This window comes from Virgifigura deserti (assembly GCA_003576685.1).
Taxonomy (GTDB): domain Bacteria; phylum Pseudomonadota; class Alphaproteobacteria; order Dongiales; family Dongiaceae; genus Virgifigura; species Virgifigura deserti.
In genome coordinates this window covers 33,365-56,706 of the sequence record QOZR01000012.1, presented here as the reverse complement: position 1 = coordinate 56,706, position 23,342 = coordinate 33,365, and the positions used below count along the sequence as shown (strand labels likewise).

At 66.1% G+C, this 23,342-nt stretch carries 23 protein-coding genes; 11 read left to right on the top strand and 12 right to left on the bottom strand.

The window, feature by feature from the left end; translation table 11 throughout:
- The first annotated feature begins 122 nt into the window (after positions 1-122).
- On the top strand, positions 123-1,781 hold the full coding sequence (locus DT069_RS19395; RefSeq protein WP_119461980.1) for an acyl-CoA dehydrogenase family protein: 1,659 nt from the start codon (positions 123-125) through the stop codon (positions 1,779-1,781).
- A 50-nt stretch (positions 1,782-1,831) separates the two neighbouring features.
- Here the strand turns inward: DT069_RS19395 and pdeM are convergent, their stop codons facing one another.
- Together pdeM and DT069_RS19385 are read right to left on the bottom strand one after the other, a co-directional pair.
- Positions 1,832-2,515, bottom strand: coding sequence for a ligase-associated DNA damage response endonuclease PdeM (pdeM, locus tag DT069_RS19390; protein ID WP_425450390.1), 684 nt, complete (start codon positions 2,513-2,515; stop codon positions 1,832-1,834).
- Complete coding sequence (locus DT069_RS19385) at positions 2,512-5,004, bottom strand: ligase-associated DNA damage response DEXH box helicase (protein WP_119462086.1); 2,493 nt, start codon at positions 5,002-5,004, stop codon at positions 2,512-2,514. Before DT069_RS19385 ends, pdeM begins: the two co-directional genes overlap by 4 nt.
- A 57-nt stretch (positions 5,005-5,061) precedes the next feature.
- Here DT069_RS19385 and DT069_RS19380 point away from each other — a divergent pair, with 57 nt between their 5' ends.
- From DT069_RS19380 to DT069_RS19365, 4 genes are all read left to right on the top strand, one after another.
- On the top strand, positions 5,062-5,997 hold the full coding sequence (locus tag DT069_RS19380) for a complex I NDUFA9 subunit family protein (protein WP_119461979.1): 936 nt from the start codon (positions 5,062-5,064) through the stop codon (positions 5,995-5,997).
- A 10-nt stretch (positions 5,998-6,007) separates the two neighbouring features.
- Positions 6,008-6,778, top strand: a complete 771-nt coding sequence (locus DT069_RS19375) for a 5'-methylthioadenosine/adenosylhomocysteine nucleosidase (RefSeq protein WP_425450389.1) — start codon at positions 6,008-6,010, stop codon at positions 6,776-6,778.
- Between the two features lie 259 nt (positions 6,779-7,037).
- A complete protein-coding gene (locus tag DT069_RS19370) occupies positions 7,038-8,561 on the top strand; it encodes a hypothetical protein (protein WP_119461978.1) in 1,524 nt (507 codons plus the stop codon).
- Positions 8,558-9,316: an aspartate/glutamate racemase family protein gene (locus DT069_RS19365; protein WP_425450388.1), complete on the top strand. Its 759-nt coding sequence runs from the start codon at positions 8,558-8,560 to the stop codon at positions 9,314-9,316. Before DT069_RS19370 ends, DT069_RS19365 begins: the two co-directional genes overlap by 4 nt.
- On the opposite strand, the gene DT069_RS19360 is transcribed toward DT069_RS19365, so the two are convergent.
- The 6 genes from DT069_RS19360 to DT069_RS19335 all read right to left on the bottom strand — a co-directional run bounded on the left by DT069_RS19360 (position 9,307) and on the right by DT069_RS19335 (position 14,976).
- Complete coding sequence (locus tag DT069_RS19360; protein WP_119461977.1) at positions 9,307-10,671, bottom strand: TRAP transporter large permease; 1,365 nt, start codon at positions 10,669-10,671, stop codon at positions 9,307-9,309. The two genes, DT069_RS19365 and DT069_RS19360, sit on opposite strands and share 10 nt — an antisense overlap.
- Positions 10,672-10,674: 3 nt before the next feature.
- A complete protein-coding gene (locus tag DT069_RS19355; RefSeq protein WP_119461976.1) occupies positions 10,675-11,793 on the bottom strand; it encodes a TRAP transporter small permease subunit in 1,119 nt (372 codons plus the stop codon).
- A gap of 103 nt (positions 11,794-11,896) precedes the next feature.
- Positions 11,897-13,054, bottom strand: a complete 1,158-nt coding sequence (gene dctP / locus DT069_RS19350) for a TRAP transporter substrate-binding protein DctP (protein ID WP_425450387.1) — start codon at positions 13,052-13,054, stop codon at positions 11,897-11,899.
- A 233-nt stretch (positions 13,055-13,287) separates the two neighbouring features.
- A complete protein-coding gene (locus DT069_RS19345; RefSeq protein ID WP_119461974.1) occupies positions 13,288-13,740 on the bottom strand; it encodes a thioesterase family protein in 453 nt (150 codons plus the stop codon).
- Complete coding sequence (locus DT069_RS19340) at positions 13,737-14,471, bottom strand: oxygen-binding di-iron domain-containing protein (RefSeq protein ID WP_119461973.1); 735 nt, start codon at positions 14,469-14,471, stop codon at positions 13,737-13,739. The genes DT069_RS19345 and DT069_RS19340 overlap by 4 nt, the downstream gene beginning before the upstream one ends.
- Positions 14,472-14,547: 76 nt before the next feature.
- A complete protein-coding gene (locus DT069_RS19335; RefSeq protein ID WP_119461972.1) occupies positions 14,548-14,976 on the bottom strand; it encodes an HIT domain-containing protein in 429 nt (142 codons plus the stop codon).
- Between the two features lie 43 nt (positions 14,977-15,019).
- Here DT069_RS19335 and DT069_RS19330 point away from each other — a divergent pair, with 43 nt between their 5' ends.
- From DT069_RS19330 to DT069_RS19320, 3 genes are all read left to right on the top strand, one after another.
- The gene (locus DT069_RS19330; RefSeq protein WP_425450386.1) at positions 15,020-16,006 is read left to right on the top strand and encodes a ligase-associated DNA damage response exonuclease; all 987 of its coding nucleotides are present in this window, start codon (positions 15,020-15,022) and stop codon (positions 16,004-16,006) included.
- Positions 16,003-17,649, top strand: coding sequence for a cisplatin damage response ATP-dependent DNA ligase (locus tag DT069_RS19325; RefSeq protein WP_119461970.1), 1,647 nt, complete (start codon positions 16,003-16,005; stop codon positions 17,647-17,649). Before DT069_RS19330 ends, DT069_RS19325 begins: the two co-directional genes overlap by 4 nt.
- A 146-nt stretch (positions 17,650-17,795) precedes the next feature.
- Entirely contained in the window at positions 17,796-17,975 is a 180-nt protein-coding gene (locus DT069_RS19320) for a hypothetical protein (RefSeq protein ID WP_119461969.1), read from the top strand.
- Between the two features lie 60 nt (positions 17,976-18,035).
- On the opposite strand, the gene DT069_RS25065 is transcribed toward DT069_RS19320, so the two are convergent.
- The 4 genes from DT069_RS25065 to DT069_RS25050 are packed head-to-tail and all read right to left on the bottom strand — an operon-like array spanning position 18,036 to position 19,478.
- Complete coding sequence (locus DT069_RS25065; protein ID WP_425450385.1) at positions 18,036-18,590, bottom strand: sigma-70 family RNA polymerase sigma factor family protein; 555 nt, start codon at positions 18,588-18,590, stop codon at positions 18,036-18,038.
- 3 nt (positions 18,591-18,593) lie between these two features.
- Positions 18,594-19,046: a sigma-70 family RNA polymerase sigma factor gene (locus tag DT069_RS25060; protein WP_425450384.1), complete on the bottom strand. Its 453-nt coding sequence runs from the start codon at positions 19,044-19,046 to the stop codon at positions 18,594-18,596.
- Between the two features lies 1 nt (position 19,047).
- Positions 19,048-19,260, bottom strand: a complete 213-nt coding sequence (locus tag DT069_RS25055) for a carboxymuconolactone decarboxylase family protein (RefSeq protein ID WP_425450383.1) — start codon at positions 19,258-19,260, stop codon at positions 19,048-19,050.
- Positions 19,257-19,478: a carboxymuconolactone decarboxylase family protein gene (locus tag DT069_RS25050; RefSeq protein ID WP_425450382.1), complete on the bottom strand. Its 222-nt coding sequence runs from the start codon at positions 19,476-19,478 to the stop codon at positions 19,257-19,259. The genes DT069_RS25055 and DT069_RS25050 overlap by 4 nt, the downstream gene beginning before the upstream one ends.
- Before the next feature lie 354 nt (positions 19,479-19,832).
- On the opposite strand from DT069_RS25050, the gene DT069_RS19305 reads away from it, so the two are divergent.
- The 3 genes from DT069_RS19305 to DT069_RS19295 all read left to right on the top strand — a co-directional run bounded on the left by DT069_RS19305 (position 19,833) and on the right by DT069_RS19295 (position 23,339).
- A complete protein-coding gene (locus DT069_RS19305) occupies positions 19,833-20,855 on the top strand; it encodes a YjgN family protein (protein ID WP_119461968.1) in 1,023 nt (340 codons plus the stop codon).
- Positions 20,852-21,964, top strand: a complete 1,113-nt coding sequence (locus tag DT069_RS19300; protein ID WP_162913296.1) for a M48 family metallopeptidase — start codon at positions 20,852-20,854, stop codon at positions 21,962-21,964. Before DT069_RS19305 ends, DT069_RS19300 begins: the two co-directional genes overlap by 4 nt.
- Positions 21,965-22,055: 91 nt before the next feature.
- Entirely contained in the window at positions 22,056-23,339 is a 1,284-nt protein-coding gene (locus DT069_RS19295; protein WP_119461966.1) for an MFS transporter, read from the top strand.
- Positions 23,340-23,342: the final 3 nt, after the last annotated feature.

Genomic DNA, 23,342 nt, shown 5'->3' with positions numbered 1-23,342 from the left:
TGGTACGTCGATTGTGCTAATATTTCATTTCCTAAGTTTAGTTAAGGTTCTGAGGGCGTTTACGTTAATCAAAGAGGCGTCGGCGATCGCGGGCGTTTATCCTGCGGCTGCGAGGGAACCCCATGCCACCAAGACGGCCTATATCCGTCTTCGACAGCCATGAGGTGACGAATCAATCGCCGCCGCTGGTCGACTATAATCTCTTCGACAGCGATCCGATCCTGCGTCTGGCCCTTGCGCGGGAAGGCGCCGGCTGGGCCGCGGACAAGGTCCGCGCCTTCGGTGCCGTTCTCGGCAGCGAGCGCGTGGCGGAACTCGCCGAGGCTGCCAACCGCTACCCGCCCGAGCTCCGCACATTCGACCGGTTCGGCCATCGCCTGGATGAGGTAGTCTACCACCCGGCCTATCATGAACTCATGGCCCTGGCCAAGACACATGAGGTGCATTCGATAGCCTGGACCGCGCCCCGATCTGGTGGGCAGGTCGCCCATATGGCGCTCGAATATCTTCTGGTTCAGGCCGAAGCGGGCGTCTGCTGCCCGATCACCATGACCTACGCCGCGATCCCGGCGCTCAGGAAGCAGCCGGACGTCGCCACCGAATGGGAGGTGCTTGCCACCGCCGCATCCTATGATCCGCGCTTCATCCCCGCGGCGGAAAAGGCCGGCGTCACGATCGGGATGGCCATGACGGAAAAGCAGGGCGGTTCCGACGTCCGGGCCAACACCACCCGTGCCGTGGCGCTCGGCGATGCGGGCGCGTTCGAGCTGACCGGTCACAAATGGTTCTGCTCCGCGCCCATGTCGGATGCCTTCCTTACGCTGGCCCAGACTGGGGCTGGGCTGTCCTGCTTCCTGGTGCCGCGCTGGCGCCCGGACGGCACCCGCAATCCGTTCTTCATCCAACGCCTCAAGGACAAGCTGGGCGACCGCTCGAACGCATCGTCCGAAATCGAATATCGACAGACCTGGGCGCGGCTGATCGGCGAGGAGGGGCAGGGAGTACGCACGATCATCGAGATGGTGCATCACACGCGCCTCGACACGGCGCTCGCCGCCGCCGGCCTGATGCGGCAGGCGGTCGTGCAGGCGGTCCACCACACCTCCCACCGATCGGCCTTTCAGCGGCTGCTCTCGGATCAGCCGCTGATGCGGGACGTGCTGGCCGATCTGGTCGTGGAGTGGGTGGCGGCGACGATGATGGCGGCCCGGGTCGCGCGCAGCTTCGACGAGTCGGCCGCGGACCCGGCGGCCGCGTCCTTTTCGCGGCTCGCCGTCGCGATCGGGAAGTACTGGATCAACAAGCGTCTTCCCGGTCACGTCTGCGAGGCGTTGGAATGCCATGGCGGGTCGGGATATGTCGAAGAATCGGTCATGCCGAGGCTGTACCGCCAGGCGCCGCTCAACAGCATCTGGGAGGGCTCCGGCAACGTCATCTGCCTGGATGTGCTTCGCACCATGGACCGGGATCCGGCGGCCGTGGAGGCCCTGTTCGCGGAACTCGAGGTCGCGCGCGGCGGCGACCGACGGCTGGACCGTGCGATCGACCGGCTGAAGACCGACATCGGCGACAAGACGGACCGGGAACCGCGCGCGCGCCGGATCGCCGAATCGATGGCCGTCCTGCTGCAGGCGGCACTGCTGGTCCGGCATGGGCCGGCCCCGGTGGCGGACGCATTCTGCGCCTCCCGGCTGGATGGCGACTGGGGATGGACCTACGGGACCCTGCCGGCTGGCCTCGCCCTCAACGACATCATCCGGCTTGGGCGCGTTTCGGGGTAGGTGCAAATGACACCGGTTGAGAGCGGCCCCACGCGGGCTCGGTCTGCCGTCTAGCGAACCCGAAAGCTATGCAGCTTGGCGCGGCCGAGCAGATGCACCGAGAACCCGTCGGCGAACAGGCAGGCGATTGCCGGGTCGCGCACGTCGAGGCCGCCGGCATAGGCGCCGAAGGCCGGCAGGATCAGGCGTCGCGCGTTCCCGACGAAGCAGCGTCCGCCGACGCGCTTGCCGCGCACCGACAGGCTGATCTTCGGATGGAAGTGCCCGGACACCTCGCCGGTGACAGAATCAGGTGCGGCTTGATGCCGGAACAGCAGCGGACCGATCTTCTCCTCTTCGGCGAAGCGGCCGCCGAGTTCCGCCGGCGGCGCCGGATCGTGATTGCCGCAGATCCACACCCAGTCGCGACTCCCGGTCAGGCGGCGCAGCGTGGCGCGATCCCGCGGCGCGAGGCGGTCGGCGGCCTGCGGATCATGAAAGCTGTCGCCGAGGCAGATCACCCGCTCGGGGCAATGCCGCGCGAGCAGGTCCGTCAGGGTCGCGAGCGTCGCGCGCGTATCGTAGGGCGGCAGCAGGCTGCCGGAGCGGGCGAGGGCCGACCCCTTCTCCAGATGCAGGTCGGCGACGACGAGCGTGCGCTGCGCCGGCCAGACCAGCGCGCCGGAGAGGTCGGCGAGCAGCTCGGCGCCGTTGAGGCTCAGGGTGGATGGGGATAGCGGTTGGGGCATCTTCATTCAGAAGCGGCATCACAATTGAAGCTGCGGCGCCGGGGAAGCTGCGGCGCCGACTCGTCGCGCATCGCCTCTTCGATCAGGGCTTCGGCCGCCTCGTCTAGCAGATCGTCGAGGGCCGCGCCATAAACCGATTCCTTGCCGATCTCGAGCAGCACCGGCAGGGCGAGCGGCGACACGCGCGGCAGCCGCCGATGGGTGATGCGCCCTTTGGCGCGCGCCAGCATCGCGCCCAGCCGGGCGACGTCGGTGAGGCCTCCAGCGGCCTCCGCCCGGGTCGCCCGGAGCAGGATGTGGTCGGGCTCATGGCGGCGCAGCACGTCATAGATCAAATCGGAGTTGAAGGTGACCTGGCGGCCGGTCTTCTCCTGCCCGGGATGGCGCCGCTCGATCAGCCCGGCGATCACCGCGACGTTGCGGAACGTCCGCTTTAGCATGCTCGACTCCTCCATCCAGGCCTCGAGATCGTCGCCCAGCATGTCCTCGTCGAACAGCGCGTCGATATCGCGCGCCGGCCGCAGGCTCCAGACGGCGAGCACGTAATCGCTGGCGACGAAGCCCAGCGGCCCCAGGCCGGCGCGTTCCATCCGCCGCGTCAGCAGCATGCCGAGGGTCTGGTGCGCGTTGCGGCCCTCGAAGCAATAGGCGACCAGATACTCCTTGCCGCCGCGGGGAAAGCTCTCGACGAGCAGGCCGTCGCGCTGCGGCAGGACGGAGCGGCGGCGCTGCAGCCGGAGCCACTCTCGCACCGCCTCGGGCAGATCGCGCCAGCGGTCGGGATCGGCCAACATTGCGCGGACCCGATCGGCGAGTTGCGTCGTCAGCGGCAGCCGTCCGCCGGCATAGGCCGGCACCTTCGGCAGCGTCCCGGTTCCGCGACTGACCTCCACGGTGGTCTCACGGACGCCCTCGAAGCGCAGGAGCTGGCCGGCGAAGATGAAGCTGTCGCCGGGCACTAGGCCCTGGACAAAATATTCCTCGATCTCGCCGAGCGTGCGGCCGCGCCGCAGCCGGACGCGCAGCATCGGCGCCTCGACGATGGTGCCGACATTCATGCGGTAGCGTCGGACGAACGCGGGGCCGGCGACCCGGTAGCATCCCGCCTCGTCGCGCTCCAGCCGGCGCCAGCGGTCGTAGGTGCGAAGCGCATACCCGCCGGTCGCGACGAAGGCGAGCGTGTCGTCGAAGTCGTTGCGCGCGAGGTCGGCATAGGGCGCAGCCGATCGCACCTCGGCGAACAGGTCTTCGGCGGCGAAGGGCGCAGAGCAGGCCATGCCCAGGATATGCTGGGCGAGCACGTCGAGCCCGCCGGCGCGTGACGGCGCGCCGTCGAGCGCATTATCGCGGATCGCCTCCAGCGCGGCGCGGCATTCCAGGACCTCGAACCGGTTGGCCGGCACCAGCAATGCTCGGCTCGGCTCATCCAGCCGATGGTTGGCGCGGCCGATCCGCTGGATCAGCCGGCTCGCGCCCTTCGGCGCGCCGACCTGCGCCACCAGATCGACCGCGGCCCAATCGACCCCGAGGTCGAGCGAGGAGGTGGCCACCACCGCGCGCAGGATGCCGCGCGCCATCGCGGCCTCGACCTTGCGGCGCTGCTCGGCCGCGAGGCTGCCATGATGCAGCGCGATCGGCAGGTTGTCGTCGTTGAGGCGCCACAGCGCCTGGAACACGAGCTCGGCCTGCGCCCGGGTGTTGACGAAGACCAGCGTCGTTCCGGCGTCGCGGATCGCCGCATAGAGCTCGGCCATCGCATGGATGGCCATATGCCCGGACCAGGGTAGCCGCTCCGCCGTGGCCAGGATCGCAACCTCCGCCGTTGCGCCGGCCCGGCCGCGCACCAGCCGCACGGGCGCGTTTTCGGCGCGACCGGTCGGCGACAGCCACGCGATCAGCGTCGCCTCGTCGGCGACGGTCGCCGACAGTCCCGCGCGCCGGCAGTCCGGCGCCAGCCGCTGCAGCCGGGCGAGGCCGAGCGCCAGCAGGTCGCCGCGCTTCGTCCCAGCCAGCGCATGCAGCTCGTCGACGACGATCCGGTTCAGGCCGCGAAACAGCTCCGGCGCATCCGGATAGGAGAGGAGTAGGGCCAGCGATTCGGGCGTGGTCATCAGGATATGGGGCGGCCGGCGCCGTTGCCGCTGCCGCTTCGCCTGCGGCGTGTCGCCGGTGCGCGTCTCGCTCGTCACGGCCAAGCCCATCTCGGCGATCGGCTGCTCGAGGTTGCGGTGGATGTCCACCGCCAGCGCCTTCAGCGGCGAGATATAGAGCGTGTGCAGCCCCGCGCGCGGGTTCTCCGCAAGATCGACGAGCGTTGGCAGGAACCCGGCCAGCGTCTTGCCGCCGCCGGTCGGCGCGATCAGGAGCGACGATTGCCCGGCGGCGTCCGCCGCCAGCATCTCCTGCTGATGCGCATGCGGTGCCCAGCCCCGGCTCGCGAACCAGTCGAGGAAGCCGGGCGGGAGGGAGGCGGGCGAAGATCTCTCTACACTCATATCGCGAATCGCGCTTAGCTCGTTTTCGGCAGCGGCGTTCTCGGAGGAGAAGCGATCATGCGGATCCTGATCACCGGCGCATCCGGGTTCATCGGCCGTCATCTCGTCGCGGCGCTCTCTACCGCCGGGCACCGGATCGTCTGCTGCGTGCGCGATCTCGAGCGCGCCCGCCGGATGTTTCCGGCGCAAATGGTCGTCGCCTGCGACTTCACGCGCGCCGTCGATCCGGAACTGTGGCTGCCCCGCGTCAGGGGAGTCGATGCGGTCATCAACTGTGCCGGGATCTTGCATGCCCGGGACGCTGAGTCCATAGCGGCAATCCATCGGGCGGCGCCGAAGGCGCTGTTCACCGCCTGCCTCGTGGCCGGTGTCGAGCGCGTCGTCCAGCTCTCGGCCCTGGGCGTCGGCTCCGGCGCGGATAGCGACTATGCGCACAGCAAGCTGGCGGCCGACGACTACCTCCAAAGCCTTGGGCTCGACTGGACGATTCTGCGGCCGTCGGTCGTCTACACCGAGGCAGGGCCCGCCGGCTGCGCCTCCCAGTTTCGCACGTTCGCGACCGTGCCTTGGTTCCTGCCGGTGGTCGGCACGGGCGAGCAGACATTTCAGCCGATCCATATGGCGGATCTGGCCGAGGCGGTTCGTCGCGTCGTCGAAAACGGCGTCGGGCGGCGACAGGTGATCGATGCCGTCGGCCAGGAACCGGTGAGTCTGGCAATCCTGCTGGCGGAGTTCCGGCGGCGCCTCGGCTCCCCACCAGCCCGACTGGTGCATCTGCCCCTGCCATTGGTGCGACTGATCGGGCGGCTGGGCGATCGGTGGGGCCGCGAGCCGGTCACGACCGCGGCGCTCACGGTTATGATGCGGGACAACACCGCCGATCCGCAGCCCTTCAGGGAGGTGACGGGCATAACCTCGCGGCGCTTCGCCGATGTGTTCTCCGACCTTTCGCCCGTCCGCGGCGCACCTTACGATGCTGGGCGACAGGGATAGGGAGGGGCTGGTGCCGAAGGATATGAAGCCGCTCGGTGTGATCTGCGCGCTGCCCGAGGAACTCGAGCATCTTGATGCCGCGCTCGATATTGACGCGACGACCGAGCGCGCCGGGTATCAGTTCCGCCAGGGCCACCTCGACGGTTGCCCGGTGGTGCTGGTCGAGGGCGGGATTGGCAAGGTCGGTGGGGCGCTGGTCGCCACGCTGCTGCTCGAGCGCTTCGACTGCCGCGGCCTGCTGCTGTCCGGCGTCGCCGGCGGGCTCGACCCGGACCTCGGCATCGGCGACGTGGTGATCGCTGAGCGTCTGATCCAGCATGATTACGGCGCCATGGTCGAGGGCCGCCTGAAGCCCTACCGCCCCGGCGTGCCGCCCTTGGGCGAGTGGCGGGACAGGCTGGGTTACGAGATGAATGCAGGCCTGCGCGCGGCGGTTGCCGGCGCGCTCGACGGCTTTACTCTGCCGTCGCTCTCGGCCGCGGCGACAGGCGGCGCGCCGCGGGTGCCGCGGCTCCGCTTCGGTACGGTGCTGACCGGCGACCAGTTCATCAATTGCGAGGCGACGCGCCGGCGCCTGTTCGAGAGCTTCGCCGCCCAGGCCGTGGAGATGGAAGGCGGCGCCGTCGCTCAGGTTGCAGAGCGCTATGGTGCCCCCTGCGTGATCTTCCGCTCGCTCAGCGACCTCGCCGGCGCCGACAGCCATCTCGACTTCGCCGCCTTCCTCGCCGCGACCGCCGAAGGCGCGGCGCGGGTGCTACGCCGGGTGATTCCAGCGCTGTGACAGGCCGAAGAGACCGCACAGCCAAGATAAAGTAATTCGAACAGCATTTCTTCAGGCCTTCTTTCGACTGGCGTCAAATTTCGCTGTGGCGATGTATACTGGAAAGCTATACTGTGAAACGAGAGGGTGGGCTTTAATGGTACTCGGTGGTGGAAAGTCGAGCCTATCAGCGGATCGCACATTGGTTTCCGGGGTATCTCCGGGCGGACGCCGTTGCCGTTCGACGTCGAAGATCGCAATCAGCTGACTCCGCGAGGGCGTGAGCGTGCGCTTCCGGTTTGAACCGATCGCCGATTGGCCGCCGCTGGCATGGTTGGCAATGTGCCGGCGCGATTCGAGCGAGATCGTCATATGGCACGGTCAGCGCGTCGAGGTCGCGGATGAATGGTTCTGTGAGGCGGCGTGGGCCGGCCCCTATGAGGATGGCGGCTTCGACCGCACCGACATCGTGGCTGGAAGCGGCGGGCGTCGTCGCGCGGGGACGGTCACGTTCGTCGGATCCGGTTCGACGATCGACCGCCTGCAGGTCTCGCGCCAGGAGGACGCGGTCTACGTTTCGAACTCTCTTCTGTGTCTCATTGCGACCTTGGGGATCGAGCTCGATCCTTGCTATCCAGGCTATTATTCAGATTTTCGGACAGTCGTCGCAGGCCTCGATGCGTTCCAACGCCGGGTCCGGATATTGCAGGGCGATCTCGAACTCTGCTACTTCGACAATCTGGTCTGGGATGGCGCTTCCCTCGAAGTCCGACGGAAGCCGTGGCCCGATCGCGATTTCTCCGGTTTCGAGCCTTACCGCACGTTCCTGGTCTCAGTGACGGCGGAGCTCGTGGAGAATGCAAGAAGCCTCGCTCGCCGGTTCCCGTACCGAACTATCGGCACCGTTTCCACGGGTTATGACTCGCCGGCAGTGACAGCCCTTGCCAAGGAAGCGGGCAACCGGGAGGTCTTCTCCTTCCGGACGGCAAGAGGCGGATTCAATGATTGCGGCGACCGGATCGCCGCGCATCTAGGGCTCGATTGCACCATCCTGGATCGGGATGCGTGGCGGGCGCGTGCGCTTCCGGAAGTGCCCTTCCTCGCAGCGAATGCCTATGGTGAGGAGATGCACTTCAGCGGTGCGGAGGATCTCCTGCGGGGCCGCGTCGTCTTCACGGGCTTCCATGGTGGCAAGATCTGGTCCAAGCCGGACAAGGGGCTGGGGCCGGATATCGTTCGGGCCGACCCGAGTGGCCTGTCGCTCACCGAATACCGCCTATGGGTGGGCTTTCTGAACTGTCCGGTCCCGTTCTGGGGCGCGCGGGAGTACCGGCAGATCCACGCCATTACCCACGCCGACGAGATGAAGCCGTGGGACGTGTCCAGCCAGTACAGTCAACCGCTGAGCCGGCGGATCGCCGAGGAAGCGGGCGTCCCGCGCGAGTTTTTCGGGCAGGTCAAGCGCGCTGCCTCCGTCGTGCTCTGGAATCGGGCTGAGTCCGAGGCGTTCCTGACCGAGCGGTCCCTGGCCGATTACCGCGCCTGGCTGCGCCGCCTGTCCGGGCAATTCGTCCGGTCCGGCTCGCTTCCGCCCCTTTGGGCCGAACGGATCGATGACGCGCGAACCGCGATCGTCGGGCGGGTAAACAACCTGACGGAACGGAGCGCATCGCGCCTGAACAACATGCCGGGGCTGTGGCGGCTCACCATGCACCGCCCCCCGCCGCTGTTCCATTTCCTCTTTCCCTGGGCGGTCCATATCGCCAAGCAGCGATACGGGCGTGTTCCGGCGCACACTCCGTGACGTCCGAATGCCGCCTTCGGATCGGCATCATCTCCGGCTCAGGTCCGGAGGCGGGTGTCGACTTGTGGTCCAAGCTCCTGGAAGAAAACAGGGAGCTTCTCGGGACGGCCTTTTCGGGCGACCTCGATGCGCCCTATGTCATCATCCTCTCCGAACCGCGGCTGGGGCTGTCGATGCATCTCGAAACGCACGAGGAGGAGGTCTGGTCACAACTGGAGACGGCGCTTCGGACCCTTGCCTGCCAAGTCGACCTGATCGCGATTGCCTGCAACACGCTGCATTACTTCGAGGCGCGGATAGGCTCGCTCCGGTTGCCGGCTCGGCTCGTGTCGCTTTCCGATGTTCTCAGCGACTATGTTCGGGCGCAAGGGCTGCGGCAGGTGGCTCTGCTCGGAGCTCGTCCGGTCATGGAACTCGGGCGGTGGTCACCCTATCGGCGCCTGGGGGCACTGGTATCGATTGAAAGGCCACGTGACAGCGATGCGGTCCATCGGCTGATCCTCGACATCAAGCGCCTCGGCCCCACTGACGGGTTGGTCGCCACCCGCTTCAGCACGCTCCTCGAAACGCTCCAATCGAGGACGGTAGTGCTTGCATGCACGGAGCTCCCCCTGATTGCCGTGCAAGCCGTGGGTCGGCAACTCGTGGATATGAACAGGCTTCTCGCGCGTGCACTTGTCGTCGCGTCTCTCGATTCTTCCTGCGCGCCGATAACGGCTCGCCCGTCCTGCAATGGAGCGTTGGCTCAACCGTAGACCAACCTCGGCAGCCACAGGATGATCTCGGGGAAGATGATGCAGAGGGCGAGCGCGAACACCTGGATGAACAGGAAGGGGATCGCACTCCGGAAGATCATGGCCATCGTGACCTCCGGCGGCGCGACGCTCTTGAGATAGAACAGTGCATAGCCGAAGGGCGGGCTCAGGAACGACATCTGCATGTTCACCATGTAGACCACGCCGAACCACAGCGGCACATCCTCCGGGGCGATGCCCGGAAAGCCGAAGAGGCCATTCCATTCGAGGCTCATCATGATCGGCACGAAGATGGGAACGGCCAGCAGGAGAATGCCGACCCAGTCCAGGAACATGCCCAGCACGACCAGGATGATCATCATGATCACCAGGACGCCATAGGATCCCAATCCGGTTCCGACGAGCATGTCGGTGACGAACTCGCGGCCGCCTTCGACGATATAAAGGCCGACGAAGACGCTCGCCCCGAAGACGATCCAGAGCACCATCGACGTGGCCTTGAGGGTCGTGATCGCCGCCTCGCGAAGCGATTGCCAGGATAGGCGCCGGTGCAGCGCCGCCACCACGATCGCGCCGAAGGTGCCGATTCCCGCCGCCTCGACGGGGGTGGCGATGCCGGTGAAGATCACGCCCAGCACCAGTACGACCAGGATGATTGCGGGGACCATGCCGGAGACAAGCCGGACCTTCTCGCGCAGGCTGATCCGCTCTTCCGGCGGCAGGGCCGGCCCCATGGCCGGGTTCAGGTAGCTCCGCGCCGTGACATAAAGGATGTACAGGCCGGACAAAAGGAAGCCCGGGAGGAAGGAGCCCATGAACAGCGCGCCGACGGATTGCTGCGCGATGACGGCAAAGAGGATCGCCAGGATCGATGGCGGGATCAGGATGCCGAGGGTGCCGCCGGCAAGGATCGAGCCGCAGGCAAGCTCAGGGTCGTACTTGCGCTTCAGCATGGCCGGCAAAGCGATCATGCCCATCGTGACCTCGGTGGCGCCGATCACCCCGACCATGGCCGCGAGGATGGTTGCAGCGATGATCGCCGCCGAAGCGAGCCCGCCGCGAAGACCGCCGAGAATTTTATAGATAATATCGAACAGGTCCTCGATCAGTCCGGCCCGTTCCAGCATCGACGCCATGAAGATGAACATCGGAATGGCGGAGAGCTGATAGTTCGTCATGAACGGAAAGATGCGGGACGGCAGGATGTTCAACATCTGCGCGTCGCCGAAGAGAAAGAGGAACACGCAGGCCAGCCCGCCAGTGACGAATGCCAGCGGCAGCCCCGCCATCAGCAGGACCACCAGCGATCCGAACATGATGATGGTGAGCCACCCGATCCCGACCTCCAGACCCATTCTCTACGCCCCCATTCGTCTCAGCAGGGTGATGTCCTTGATCAGCTTGGACAGGCCCTGCAGCAGGATCAGAAAAGCCCCGAGCGGGATCGCTATCTTCACCGGCCAGTACTGGATCGCCCACTCCGTGAAGGACACTTCCCACACGTTCACGGAATCCATCATGAAGATCCAGCCGGTGACGAGCAGCGAACCGCTGAAGATAAAGAAGAAAATCGACGTGATGATGTCGGTGATGACCTTCCCGCGCTCCGACAGGTAGAGGTAGAGCACGTCGACACGGACATGCGCATCCTCCCGATAGGCATAGGCGCCGGAGATCAGGTACTGCATGCCGAACATGAGGAACATGCTCTCATGGACCCAGTTCGTCGGCGAGTTGAAGACGTACCGGGCGACCACCTCGTAGTAGTAGGCGAACACGGCGATGATCGACCAATAGGCGACGAACTCGCCCGTCCATCCGCTGATCGCATCGATCACGTCGGTCACGCGCGTCCGCACAAGACGGGCGGGATCCTCCCTGGTGCCGGCCTGCGGCACCTCCGCGGTCGGGGCTGTGCTGAATTCAGGCGCCGGACCTTCCAGCGCGGCCCGGCGGCGCACGAGGCCCGGCAACAGAACGGCATCGATGAGCAGTAGGAGCGCGATGGCGGCGGCAACGCCGCCGGTGGCCGTCCGCCACCACGAGATGCTGTCGGTTGCCGTCGCGAGTTGTTCGTTTGCAGCGACAAGCGCCTGTTCGGCGGCGGCTAGCCTCTCGCTCGCCCCCTCGTCACCGGCGTCGACAGCCGCCTGAAAGTGCTCCACCTGAAAATCGGCAACCGTCACGGCGGTGCGCGCCTCGGAGATGACGAGGCGGGCGTCGCGCATATGGACATTGCCGTACAGAATGGCGAGAAAGAGAGGAATGTAGACTGCACCGAGCCAGTTCTTCACGTAGAAGCGGTGCAGGCCGACGAAGCCGCCGGAAAGCCAGAGCAGATAGGCGAAGGGGAGCGACAGGGCGGAACGGGTGCGGTCCCGGCTGCTCCGCCGCACGACCACCATGGCGATGAGCGGAACTAGAAGAAGAACCAACCAGTACAGCCAATGTGGCAGGACAAAATTCAGGTCAGGCATCGAGACTCGCTTCCGAAATTTGCAAGCCGTCGCACGACTCGCGCACCGGGGGCGCCGTCACGGCGCCCCCGGCTTCCTGCGCTCTGTGTTCGGCTATGGTGCGCTACAGGTTGAGTGTCTGCCCCTTGATCATATCCGGCGTCACGTAGCCGAGGCTGCCGGACATCATGTAGTCGAGCTGGATCTTGAAGATCCGGGCTGCGCTCTTGTCCTTGTTCGCCCAGGCATACCAGCGCGGCACAGCGAGTTCGGTGAACTTGTCGACATCCGCCTGCGACAGGCGGGTGATGATGGTGCCCGCCTCCTCGAACTTCTTCCATGCCTCCAGATCCGCTGCCTGGATGAGGGCATGATGCATGTCGGAGTAGACATGGACTTCCATCTCGACGAACTGCTTCATTTCGGGCGACAGGGCGTTCCAGGCGTCCATGCCGACCGTCAGGTCCATCAGGTCGACCGGCTGGTAGATCGACATGAAGCCCGCCGGGCCGGTCGAGATGAAGTTGGTGACCTCGGCGAAGCCGAGCGCCCAGTTGACCGCCGGGCCGGTATAGTCGGCAACGTCGATGGTGCCCTTCTCGAGGGCCGGGAAGATCTCCGAGCCCGGAAGCAGCGTCGTCTTGGCGCCTGCCGCCTGGAAGACCTCGGCGACCATGCCGCCGGGCAGCCGCATCTTGCGCCCGCGGAAGTCCTCGATCGAGTTGATCGGCACCTTGGAGTGGATGATGTTGGCGCCGTGATGGATCGGGCCGACATAGTACATCCCCTCGTTCGCGAACAGCTCGCGGGTGATCTCGAGGCCGCCCAGGCTGTAATAGAAGACATCCCACTCATGCGGGTTGCGCGGGCCCAGCGGGTAGGAGGTGAGGAAGACCGAGGCCGGCATGCGACCCGCCCAGTAGATGGTGAACGGGTTCATCGCCTGGAGCACGCCGTTCTTCACAGCGTCGAACAGCTGGAAGTCGCCGACCACGGCCTGGGCGCCATAAGGTTCGAAGGCGAGTTCGCCGCCCGTCTTCTCGACGATGCCGTTGCACCAATCCTCGAAGATCTGTAGTCCGACCCCGCCGGGCCACGAGGTCTGGATCTTCCAGGTCGTCGTCTGAGCTTTGGCGGTGCCGATATAAGGCGCACCGACCTCGCCGGCGACGCCGAGAACGGCCGCGGTGCCGCCCGCGACGGCCGCGCCCTTCAGCAAGCCGCGACGCGAGAATGCCTGCGCGGCCCGAACGGTTTTGATCGCGGTTCGAGATTCTTTCATTTTTTCCTCCCTAGCGTCCGGCATTGGACAGTTCCAGTTGCGCCGGCTCCCCAATCGTGGCCGCCTTTGGCGGCTCATCTTTTATTTTTGTCTTTATTGTTTCCAAATCGGGAACTCTGGCGGCCACAACCGTTTCGAGCGCGATTCGATTACAATTATGCTAGCGGCTGTGAATAAAGGTGGCAACCCATGTTCGTTCCGCGTCGTTCGGAAACCAATTCTCCGATTGGCTTCTACGAATCTTGTTTTTCTCTTGGCGGCCGCACCGCCCAGGCGGCGCGCTTCCCGTCGAGCTTCTTCGCGAACCGGTCCCAGGTCACGATCATGCGCTGGTGGCGGCCCTCGCTGATCAGGTCGACCTCGTCCCGCGCCTCCACCCGCCAGGTAACGCGGCGCCCGTCGATCGCCTCGATCACGGCCGTGACCGTCACCGTCATGCCGGGCACGGTCGGCGCCGCATGGGTCACGTCGATCGCGATGCCGAGGCTGCCCTCGCCGGGCTCGACGCAGACGCGCAGATGATCGAGGCAGGCCCACTCCAGCAGGCCGACCATGAAGCCGGTCGCGAACACCTCCGGCATGGCCCGAAAGTCCGGCGACTCGCCATAGAGGAACGGCACCGTCTTCTCCCGCGGCACTTGGTAGGAGAAGACATGCCGGTCGCCGGGACGCAGAAGTGGCCTCATTGCGGGTCGAGCCGATCGGCGAGCGCGCGCAGCAGTGCCGCGCCATCGCCGCGCCAAGCGCTGCCATGCATGCAGGCCAGCGTTGTCGGCTTCGCTTCGGCGAGGCGGTCGAGCATCGCGCGGGCGTGCCTCGTGTGGGAGAAGTAATCCATTCCCATGCGGAACGCTTCGCTCGGCTCCAGGATATCCGCCTCGGTTAGCGGCGGATCGCCGAGGCCGCCCTGGGTGAAAAGATCGCCGCAGAGCAGCGTGTCGGTGCTGGTTTCCATCAGGAACCCGCATTCCCAGGCATGCGGCAGATGCGGCGTGTCGTACCAGCGGACCGAATGCGATCCCAACGACACCGTCTCACCGTCGCTCAACGCGCGAGGCGGCCGGTCGGCATAGTCCTCTACCGATACCATCGCCGCGACGCGGCCGCAGAGCGGCGTCGCGTTCGGTGCGACCGCGAGGAGCTCATTAAGCGCACCGCACTCGTCCGCCTCGAAGTGTGAAAAGGCGACGTGCCGCAAGCCGTCTACCGGCATGACATGCGCGACGGCGCTGCGTAGCAGCGGAAACAGCCGCCGCGGCCCCGTATGGATCAGCATCGGCTCATCGTCGACGATGAGATACTGGTTCAGAGTGAAACCGCCGGGAACGGCGCTGGGAGGAAGTGGCATGGAGATCCGGTAAATCCCACCGGCGATCTCGTCCACGCGAGCGCCTGGGTCTTGATCGATGGTGGCCAACTGAACCTCCCCTGTGAGGATGAGAGAGCCGGAATTGTAGAGCGTGGGTGGCGCGAGAAAAGAAGAAAAACGAGGCTTAGCCGTCGTTCAGCGCCTGCCGGAAAAACGCCGAGCGTTTCCGCAGCGCCTCGGCTTCATAAAGCTCCGGGGGCGTGCCCCAGACAGGCCTAGGCCAAGCCGGATCGTCGGTGAATCGGGCGATGACATGGACATGCAGTTGCGGCACCACATTGCCTAGGGCGGCGACATTGATTTTCGCCGGTCGCATCGTATCTTTCAGGACGCGGCTGACGCGTGCCGTCTCCTCGATCAGGACCGTCCGCTCGGCCGGCGGAAGGTCGTCCACATCGCGCAGCTCCGGTCGGCGCGGCACGAGGATCAGCCACGGCCAGCGACGCTCGTTCATCAACAGCACCAGCGACAGCGGCCAGCGTGCGAGCTCCACCGTGTCCGCCGCCAGGCGCCGGTCCAAGACGAAATCCGGGAAAGCAAGCTCCGACGCCATGTCCGTTCCCACACCCGCTCCGCAAAAAAGACCCGAGGATTGGGTGAAGGTAACGCCCCGGGGACTCTTTTGCGAGCCCGGCGGCTTCTATGTCGATCCGACTCGCGCGGTCGATCGGGCGGTGGTCACGCACGGCCATGCCGACCATGCGCGGCCGGGCCATGGCCGCGTGCTGGCAACCCCCGGCACGCTGGCGATCATGGCGGCGCGCTACGGGCCGGAAATGGCCGCTGCGACACAGCCGCTTGCCTATGGTGAGCCCTTGCGGGTCGGCGACGTCACGGTCCACCTCGCGCCAGCGGGCCACATCCTCGGCAGCGCGCAGGCGGTGCTGGAGTATCGCGGCAGTCGCATCGTCGTCTCCGGCGACTACAAGCGCCGGCTCGACGCCACCTGCGCCGCATTCGAGCCAGTGCCCTGCGACGTCTTCGTCACGGAGGCGACCTTCGGCCTGCCAGTGTTCCGCCATCCGCCAGACGGCGAGGAGATCGGCAAGCTCCTCGACTCACTCCGGCTCTTTCCCGAGCGGGGGCATGTCGTCGGCGTCTATGCGCTCGGCAAATGCCAGCGGGTGATCACGCTGCTGCGCGCGGCCGGCTACGACGCGCCGATCTATGTTCACGGCGCGCTGACGGCCTTGTGCGACCTCTATGAGGCGGAAGGCGTGGCGCTCGGCGATCTTCGGCCGGTGACGGTCGCGACGAAGGCGGAGATGGCGGGGCAGATCGTACTGGCGCCGCCGTCGGCGATCGCCGACCGCTGGGCGCGGCGGCTGCCGGACCCTCTCACCGCGATGGCGAGCGGCTGGATGCGGGTGCGCGCCCGCGCCCGGCAGCGCGGCGTCGAACTGCCATTGGTGATCTCCGACCATGCCGATTGGGACGAGCTGACGCAGACGCTCGACGATGTCGGTGCGCCGGAGGTTTGGGTAACGCACGGTCGCGAGGAGGCTCTGATCCATCATGCCGCCGGCCGCGGCTACCGGGCTCGCGCACTGGCCCTGGTCGGTCGGGATGAGGAGGGTCAGTGAAAGCCTTCGCCATGCTGCTCGACCGGCTCGCCTTCACGCCCGGTCGGCTCGGCAAGCTGCGGTTGATCGAGGCCCATTTCGCCGCGACACCGGATCCGGATCGTGGCTATGCGCTGGCAGCGCTCACCGGCGGGCTGGCCTTCGACGCCGCCAAGCCGGCGATGATTCGGGCGCTGGTCGCGACGCGGGTCGACGCGGCGCTGTTCGAATGGTCCTACGACTTCGTCGGCGATCTGGCCGAGACGGTCGCGCTGATCTGGCCGCAGCGGCCGGGCGCCAATCGCGAGCCGGAGCTGACCGAGGTCGTGGAGGGGCTGTCCGCCGCCAAGAAGACCGAGGTCCCGGCCTTGGTCGAGCGCTGGCTCGATGCGCTTGATGCGAACGGCCGCTGGGCGCTCTTGAAGCTGATCACTGGCGGCCTCCGCGTCGGCGTCTCCGCCCGTCTGGCCAAGACCGCGCTGGCCCAGTTCGGCGCCGGAAACGGGCAGACGGTGGACGTGGGCGCGGTCGAGGAGGTCTGGCATGGCCTGACCCCGCCCTATGAGGCGCTGTTCGCCTGGCTGGAAGGGCGGGCGCCGCGGCCGAGCGTCGACAGCCTCGCGATGTTCCGGCCGCTGATGCTGGCCAATCCGATCGAGGCGGCGGAACTGGCGGGCCTCGACCCGGCTGATTACGCCGCCGAATGGAAGTGGGACGGCATCCGTGTCCAGATCGTCGCGCGGGCCGATGGTGGCCTGGGGGGCAGCCTGGGGCAGGGGGAAAGCCGCCTGTTCTCCCGCACGGGAGATGATGTCGGTGGTGCGTTTCCCGACCTTGTGGGTGCGCTCGATTTCGACGCGGTGCTGGATGGCGAGCTGCTGGTCTGCCGCGACGGTGTGGTCGCGCCATTCAACGACCTGCAGCAGCGGCTGAACCGTAAGGTCGTGACCGCGAAGATGCTGGCCGATTATCCGGCCTTCCTGCGGCTCTATGACATCCTGTTCGAAGGAGGGGAGGATCTGCGGCCGCTGCCCTTTATGGAGCGGCGGCGGCGGCTCGAGGCGTGGCATGCTGCGACGGCGCCGCGTTCGAGAATGAAGGACCGCATGGACCTGTCGCCGCTGGTCCCCTTCGCGAGCTGGGATGAGCTCACGGCCCTGCGCGACGGAGCGCGCATGGCGGGGATCGAAGGGCTGATGCTGAAGCGCTGCGACAGCCCCTATGTCTCCGGCCGCCCGAAGGGGCCCTGGTTCAAATGGAAACGCGGCGCGCTGACGCTCGACGTCGTGGTAATGTATGCCCAGCGCGGCCATGGCAAACGGTCCTCCTACTACTCCGACTACACCTTCGGTGCCTGGCGCGGTGATCCGACCGACGGGGCGGCCGAGCTGGTGCCCGTCGGCAAGGCCTATTTCGGCTTCACCGACGCGGAGCTGCTGCGCCTCGACAAGTGGGTCCGCGATAACACCATCGACCGGTTTGGGCCGGTGCGGCAGGTCCGGCCTGGCCTTGTGCTGGAGGTCGCCTTCGACAGCGTCCATCCCTCGACCCGTCACAAGTCCGGCTTGGCCATGCGGTTTCCGCGCGTCCACCGCATCCGCTGGGACAAGCCGCCAGAGGAGGCCGACCGCGTCGAGACGCTGGCGGCGATGGTGGTGAGCTAGCGGCGCTTACGAACCCTTCATCATGGCGTGGTGAAATCACTTCGGATTGTGACCCGGACTGTGATTGGGGTCACATCGCTTCGGCCTCTTTTGCGAGATAGTTGCTTCCATCAACGGTTGTTGCATCTCTTCGAAGGAGCTGTCCGATGAGGAAGATTGAGCCCGCACCCGAACTGACCGGCCGGGACGTCATCGCCGCCGGGATCGTCTCGGTCGGTATCCTGCTCGTGATGATCGTCGTCGGAACCTTGTCGGATCCCGGGGTGATCGAGGCCGATGAGCTTGACGGAACCACGGCCCAGTTTACCGCCGACGAGGTCGAGTAACGGAGCCGCCTCGGGCACCTCTTCCAGTGCCGATCCTCCCGACCTTGGAGTACGATCCGATCAGCTTGGCTCAACCCCATCGGATCGTACTCCACTTTGTTCAACTAAGCGGGGCCGGTGCCAGCGCGAAGACGGCAACAGAATGCGGAGTTTGCGGTTCAGGCCGGGAGCCGCGTCGCTCGCCCAATGGATCGCGGTCTCTCCCACGCGCGAAAGCTTGTCGGGATTGCGCATGATGTAGATGTTCGTCGTTCGGCCGGCTTCGTCATAGGCGAAGGAGACGGCCGCCGTGGTCACGCCATCCTTCCGCAGGACGATGCCTCGGCCGCCATTGATGTCCAACGTGATCCATTGATAGTCGGCCCAATATTCGCGAAGGCTTTCCGCGATGAAGCCGATGACTTCCGCCTCGCCGTGCAGCACGCGGGGAACCGTCGGCACCTTGCCGCCGCCGTCGGCGGCGAGTTGGATGTCGTCCGAGAGGAGGGCGGCGAGCGGTCCCGTGGAGCCGTCGGTGACGGCCGCTCCGAAGGCCGCTAGAAGCTGCTCCTGCCTTTCGACCGGAGTGGTATGCCTGACCTTCGCCTGCTCGATATTGGCGCGTGCCCTGGACACCAGCTACCGGCAGGTGCTCTCCCGGATATCGAGCGTTTCCGCGACCTCGGCGTATGAGACGTCGAAGATATCGTGCAGCAGGTAGGCGGCCCACTCCTTCGGCGTGAGCCGCTCGAGCATCAGCAGGAATGCGGTGGTCAGCGACGACGCCAGTGACAGGGTGTTCTCGGTCCCATCGTCGATCGGCGTGTGGATCGGCTCGGGCAACCAGGCGCCGACATAGTCCACCCGTGACTTGTGAGCGGACCGGAGCAGGTCAAGGCACCGGCGGGTGCAGATGGTCGTCAGCCATGCCGCCGGCGTCTCGATCTTGTCCCTGTCGGCCTTCCGCCACTTGAGGAAGGTGTCCTGGACGGCATCCTCGGTGTCGGCCCGCGAGCCGAGGATGCGATAAGCCAGGCCCAGGAGCCTGGGACGGGTTTCCTCGAAGACGAGGGCGTCGTCGCGGTCCGGCATGTCAGTGCCTCGACACCTGGATGCGGTTCCACAGGTTGATCATGGTCACGGTGGCGGTCAGGGCGCCGATCTCCTCATCGGAGAAATGCGCCCTCAGCCGGGCGCGGAGTGCTCCGAGATCGGCTTTCGGGTCCAGCAGAGTCAGCGCTTCGGTCCATGCCAGCGCCGCCTTTTCGCGCTCGCTGAAGTCGTTGACATGGTCCCAGATGATCACCCGGTCCAGCCGTTCGTTGGCTCGCCGTCCTGTCGGGCTTCCTTCACATGCATCTTGATGCAGAAGGCGCACCGGTTGATCTGAGACGCGCGGAGCTGGACGAGATGATGGATGGTCCGATCCAGGCCATGCGCATCCACCTTGGTGTGCACGGCGGCGAGTGCCTGGAGGACATCCGGGATCTCCTGGTCGTATCTGACGGCGCTAGCTTCGCTCATAGCTTTCTCCTCCGTCATGGGCAAATCCGCCCTTCAGCCTCATGACGATCCAGCGCCGGGGTTTGTGACGTCCGGTTCGAATGTCCGGGTCCGGTGTCTAGGAGTGCCTGGGTGGGCTGGTGTTGGAGGACGGGCTGCCGTCCGGCCTCGACTTGCCGCATATCGGCTGGTCGACGCGGCCCGGCGACGCCTTCGAGCGATTCGGGCCGCTGATCCGGCGGCTCATATCGTTCTCTGGGTGCCTGGTCCCGGGCCGTTAACGAAGCCTAAAGCGTCTCTGAAAAGGAATAATTAGAAACTGCCGCAACAAGCTACGGTCGTATTCGCCGGGTAGGCTGAACAGGGGAAGCCGATATGACCGATGCGACCTTTTCCGCGGCGATGACGCCGCCGCTGGGTGCCGATCACATTGCCGCGAAAGCACCCGGCCCGAAAGAGCCGGGGCGCCGCGTGCGCTATGACGGGCGAAGCCTGGATCTGTTCTGGATCTATCTGAAGAACCTCGTCCTCACCTTCGTGACGCTCGGCATCTACCGGTTTTGGGCGACGACGCGCATCCGGCGCTTCATCTGGTCCCATCTGCGGTTTCTGGACGAGCCGTTCGAATATGTTGGTACGGGCAAGGAACTGTTCCTCGGTTTCCTGAAGGCGATGCTGGCCTTGATCCCAATCTTCATCGGGCTCGGCGTGTTGGACTTCCTTTTTTTCCAGTTTCTTCCGGAGTTCTATTGGGCCAGTGAACTTCTCCGGTTCACGATCATCATGTCGCTGATCTATCTGGGGACCTACGCCGCCCAACGCTATCGCATGAGTCGCACGCTGTGGCGCGGCATCCGCTTCCAGCAGGCGGGCTCGGCTTGGGTCTATCTCGGCCTGGCGATGCGCGGCCTCCTGCTCACGGTGCTGACCCTCGGCCTCTACACGCCGTTCGTCAATGTTCGGCTGAAGAGCTATGAGATGAACAACCTGTCGTTCGGGAGCCAGCCTTTCGCGTTCGACGGTCAGGGCAAGGATCTCTTCAAGCCCTTTCTGATCGCCTGGGCCCTGGCGCTCCCGACGCTCTTCCTGTCGATGTTCTGGTTCGCCGCGCGCTCCTATCGCTACTATGCCAGCCGGCTGAGCGTTGCCGGCTTGCGCTTCGCGATGCCGGTGACCGGATTGCAGGTCGCCTGGCTGCAGATCAGCAATCTCCTCCTGCTGGTCGTCAGCCTGGGGCTCCTCTATCCGGTGGTCGTCCGGCGGACACTCGACTTCTGGTGCCAGAATCTGGCCGTGGAGGGCGCTGTGGATTTCAAGAAGATTTCACAGGCCGAGCAGGGTCCGAAGACCGGCGAAGGACTTGCCAGCTATTTCGGCATGGACGCGGTGGGCGTTTGAACGGGACGCCCTGGACGGGCTATTTCCTTGACGGGAGGGCCGCCGAACGCCATGCCGTGACCGTCGCGTTCGGCACCTCGGCGCTGGAGATCGCCGATGCCGACGGCCTGCCGCTGGCAACCTGGCCTTATGCCGAGCTCCGCGCCACCGAGCGGATTAGCGCCAAGCGGATTCGTGCCGGACAGGTGTTGCGGCTGGCTCGCGGCGAGGCCGACGAGGCCCGCCTCGTCCTCAGCGAAGTTCTGGCGGACGATGCTCCGCTAGACGGCTCGCGGCTGACCGAGCTGTTGACGCTTGCGCCGCAGCTCGCCTCGCGGTCCCGCCTCTCCCGGCAGGCGGTTCGTCGCTTCGGACTGGCGACGGCAGGCTTCGCCGCCGTCGCGGCCGCCCTGTGGTTCCTCTGGCCACCGGTCGCGGACCTCACCGCAGGGCTGGTGCCGCGGAGTTGGGAGGACCGGCTCGGCCGCCGACTCGTCGAGGAGCTGCTGGCGACGGGCAAGGTTTGCAACGAGCCTGCGGGGACCGAAGCGCTCGACCGATTGGCGGCGCGGCTGACGGAGAGCCTCACGCCTCCACACCCAGTCACCGTGACGGTCGTCGATCGAGCGGAGATCAACGCCTTTGCCGCGCCCGGTGGACATATCCTGCTTTTGAGCGGATTGATCGAAACGGCCGGATCCGCCGAGGAGGTCGCAGGCGTGCTGGCGCATGAGGTCGGCCACACCGTCGAACGCCATGGCATGCGGTCAATGGTCCGGAACCTGGGGGCGGGCTTGATCTTCGAGCTCTTGTCCGGCGGCTCGAGCCTCGCCAATGTGGCGCCGGTCCTGACGATGCTCGCCTATAGCCGTGACTTCGAGGCGGAAGCGGATGCCCGCGCCGTTGAACTGCTGGCCGCGGCAAACATCCGGACTGACGGGCTGGCCGACTTCTTCGCGCGTCTGGCGCGAGAGGAGGAGGAACTGCCCCAGGTCTTCGCCTATCTCTCGACGCACCCCGCGGCGGCGCTGCGTCAAATCGCCACGGCACGCGGCTCGCCGGCCGGAGGGCCGGCCATGACGCCGGAGGATTGGGCGGCATTGCAAGGGATCTGTGGATCGGCGGAGTGACGTATCGCCCGATCGACAGCGTCGGCGCGCTTGCCTCCGGTGCTCGGGTCAGGCACAAGGGGGCGGACTCTTTCGCGGGGGGCCTGCCGCCTTGATCGAAGCGCTCCGTTCCGTCGCCTCGCTCCTGCTGGGCGCCGGCATTCTTATCCTCGCCAATGGCCTGATGGGCATCACGCTGCCGATCCGGATGGGCATCGAAGGACTGCCCCCGGAGGTGTCGGGCCTCGTCATGTCGTCCTATTACGCGGGCTTGGTCGGCGGCTGCATCTTCGGCCAGCGGATCATCGGGCGCGTCGGCCATATCCGCGCCTTCGCGGCCTTCGCCGCCGTCGCCTCGGCGGCGACGTTGCTGCACGCGCTCTGGTTCGACGTCCTGCCTTGGGCGATCCTGAGGGGCGTCAGCGGGTTCTGCCTGGCGGGCCTGTTCGCGTCGATCGAAAGCTGGCTGAACGTCCGCAGCAGCAACGAGACGCGAGGCCAGATTCTGTCCTTCTACATGGTCACCGCTTATTTCTCGTCCGGTGTCGGCCAGCTTCTGGTGAATGGCTGGCAGGTAACCGGCGTCGAGCTGTTCTGTCTCGCCGCGCTGATGTTTAGCCTGTCGCTCGTGCCGGTGGTGCTGACCCGGGTCGATGCGCCGGACCTTGGGCATATCCGGGCGCTGTCGTTCCGTCAGCTCTACGAGATCTCGCCTCTGGGCGTCGCCGGCACCTTCGGCGCCGGGCTGCTCAGTGGCGCCTTCTACGGGATGGGGGCGATCTTCGGACAGGCGATCGGCCTGTCGATCTTCTCCGTCTCGCTATTCATGGGTGCGTCCGTCTTTGGCGGCCTGCTCCTGCAGTGGCCGATCGGCCGTCTGTCCGACCGGTTCGACCGGCGGACCGTGCTCGTCTGGGTATTGACGGCTACGGCTGTGGTCTGCTTCGCCCAATATCTCGTGGCGGTGATGGACGTCGGAACGTTCGGGATGATGTTCGCCTTGACCGGTCTGTTCGGCGGCTTCATGGCGACGCTCTACCCGATCAGCGTCGCTCACGCCTTCGACTATGTGGATCGTGACCAGACGGTCGCGGCGAGCGCCGGGATGCTGCTCGCCTGGGCCATCGGCGCGACCTGCGGACCCCTTCTCGCCGCGGCCGTAATGGGGCAGCTCGGCCCCTCGAGCCTGTTCCTGTTCCTGATGGTGACCGGGGCCGCCCTGGCCGCCTTTGCGCGGCATCGGATGCGTCAGCGTCCGGCCCTTCCGGCCGAGGAGCAGGGACCGTTCGTTCCGCTCGACGCCATCGCGGTAGGCAGTCAGCTCGACCCGCGCACCGACACTGGGGACGATCTGCCGCCGGCGGAGGAGGAGCCTCGCCGGGCTACGGCCGGCTGATCC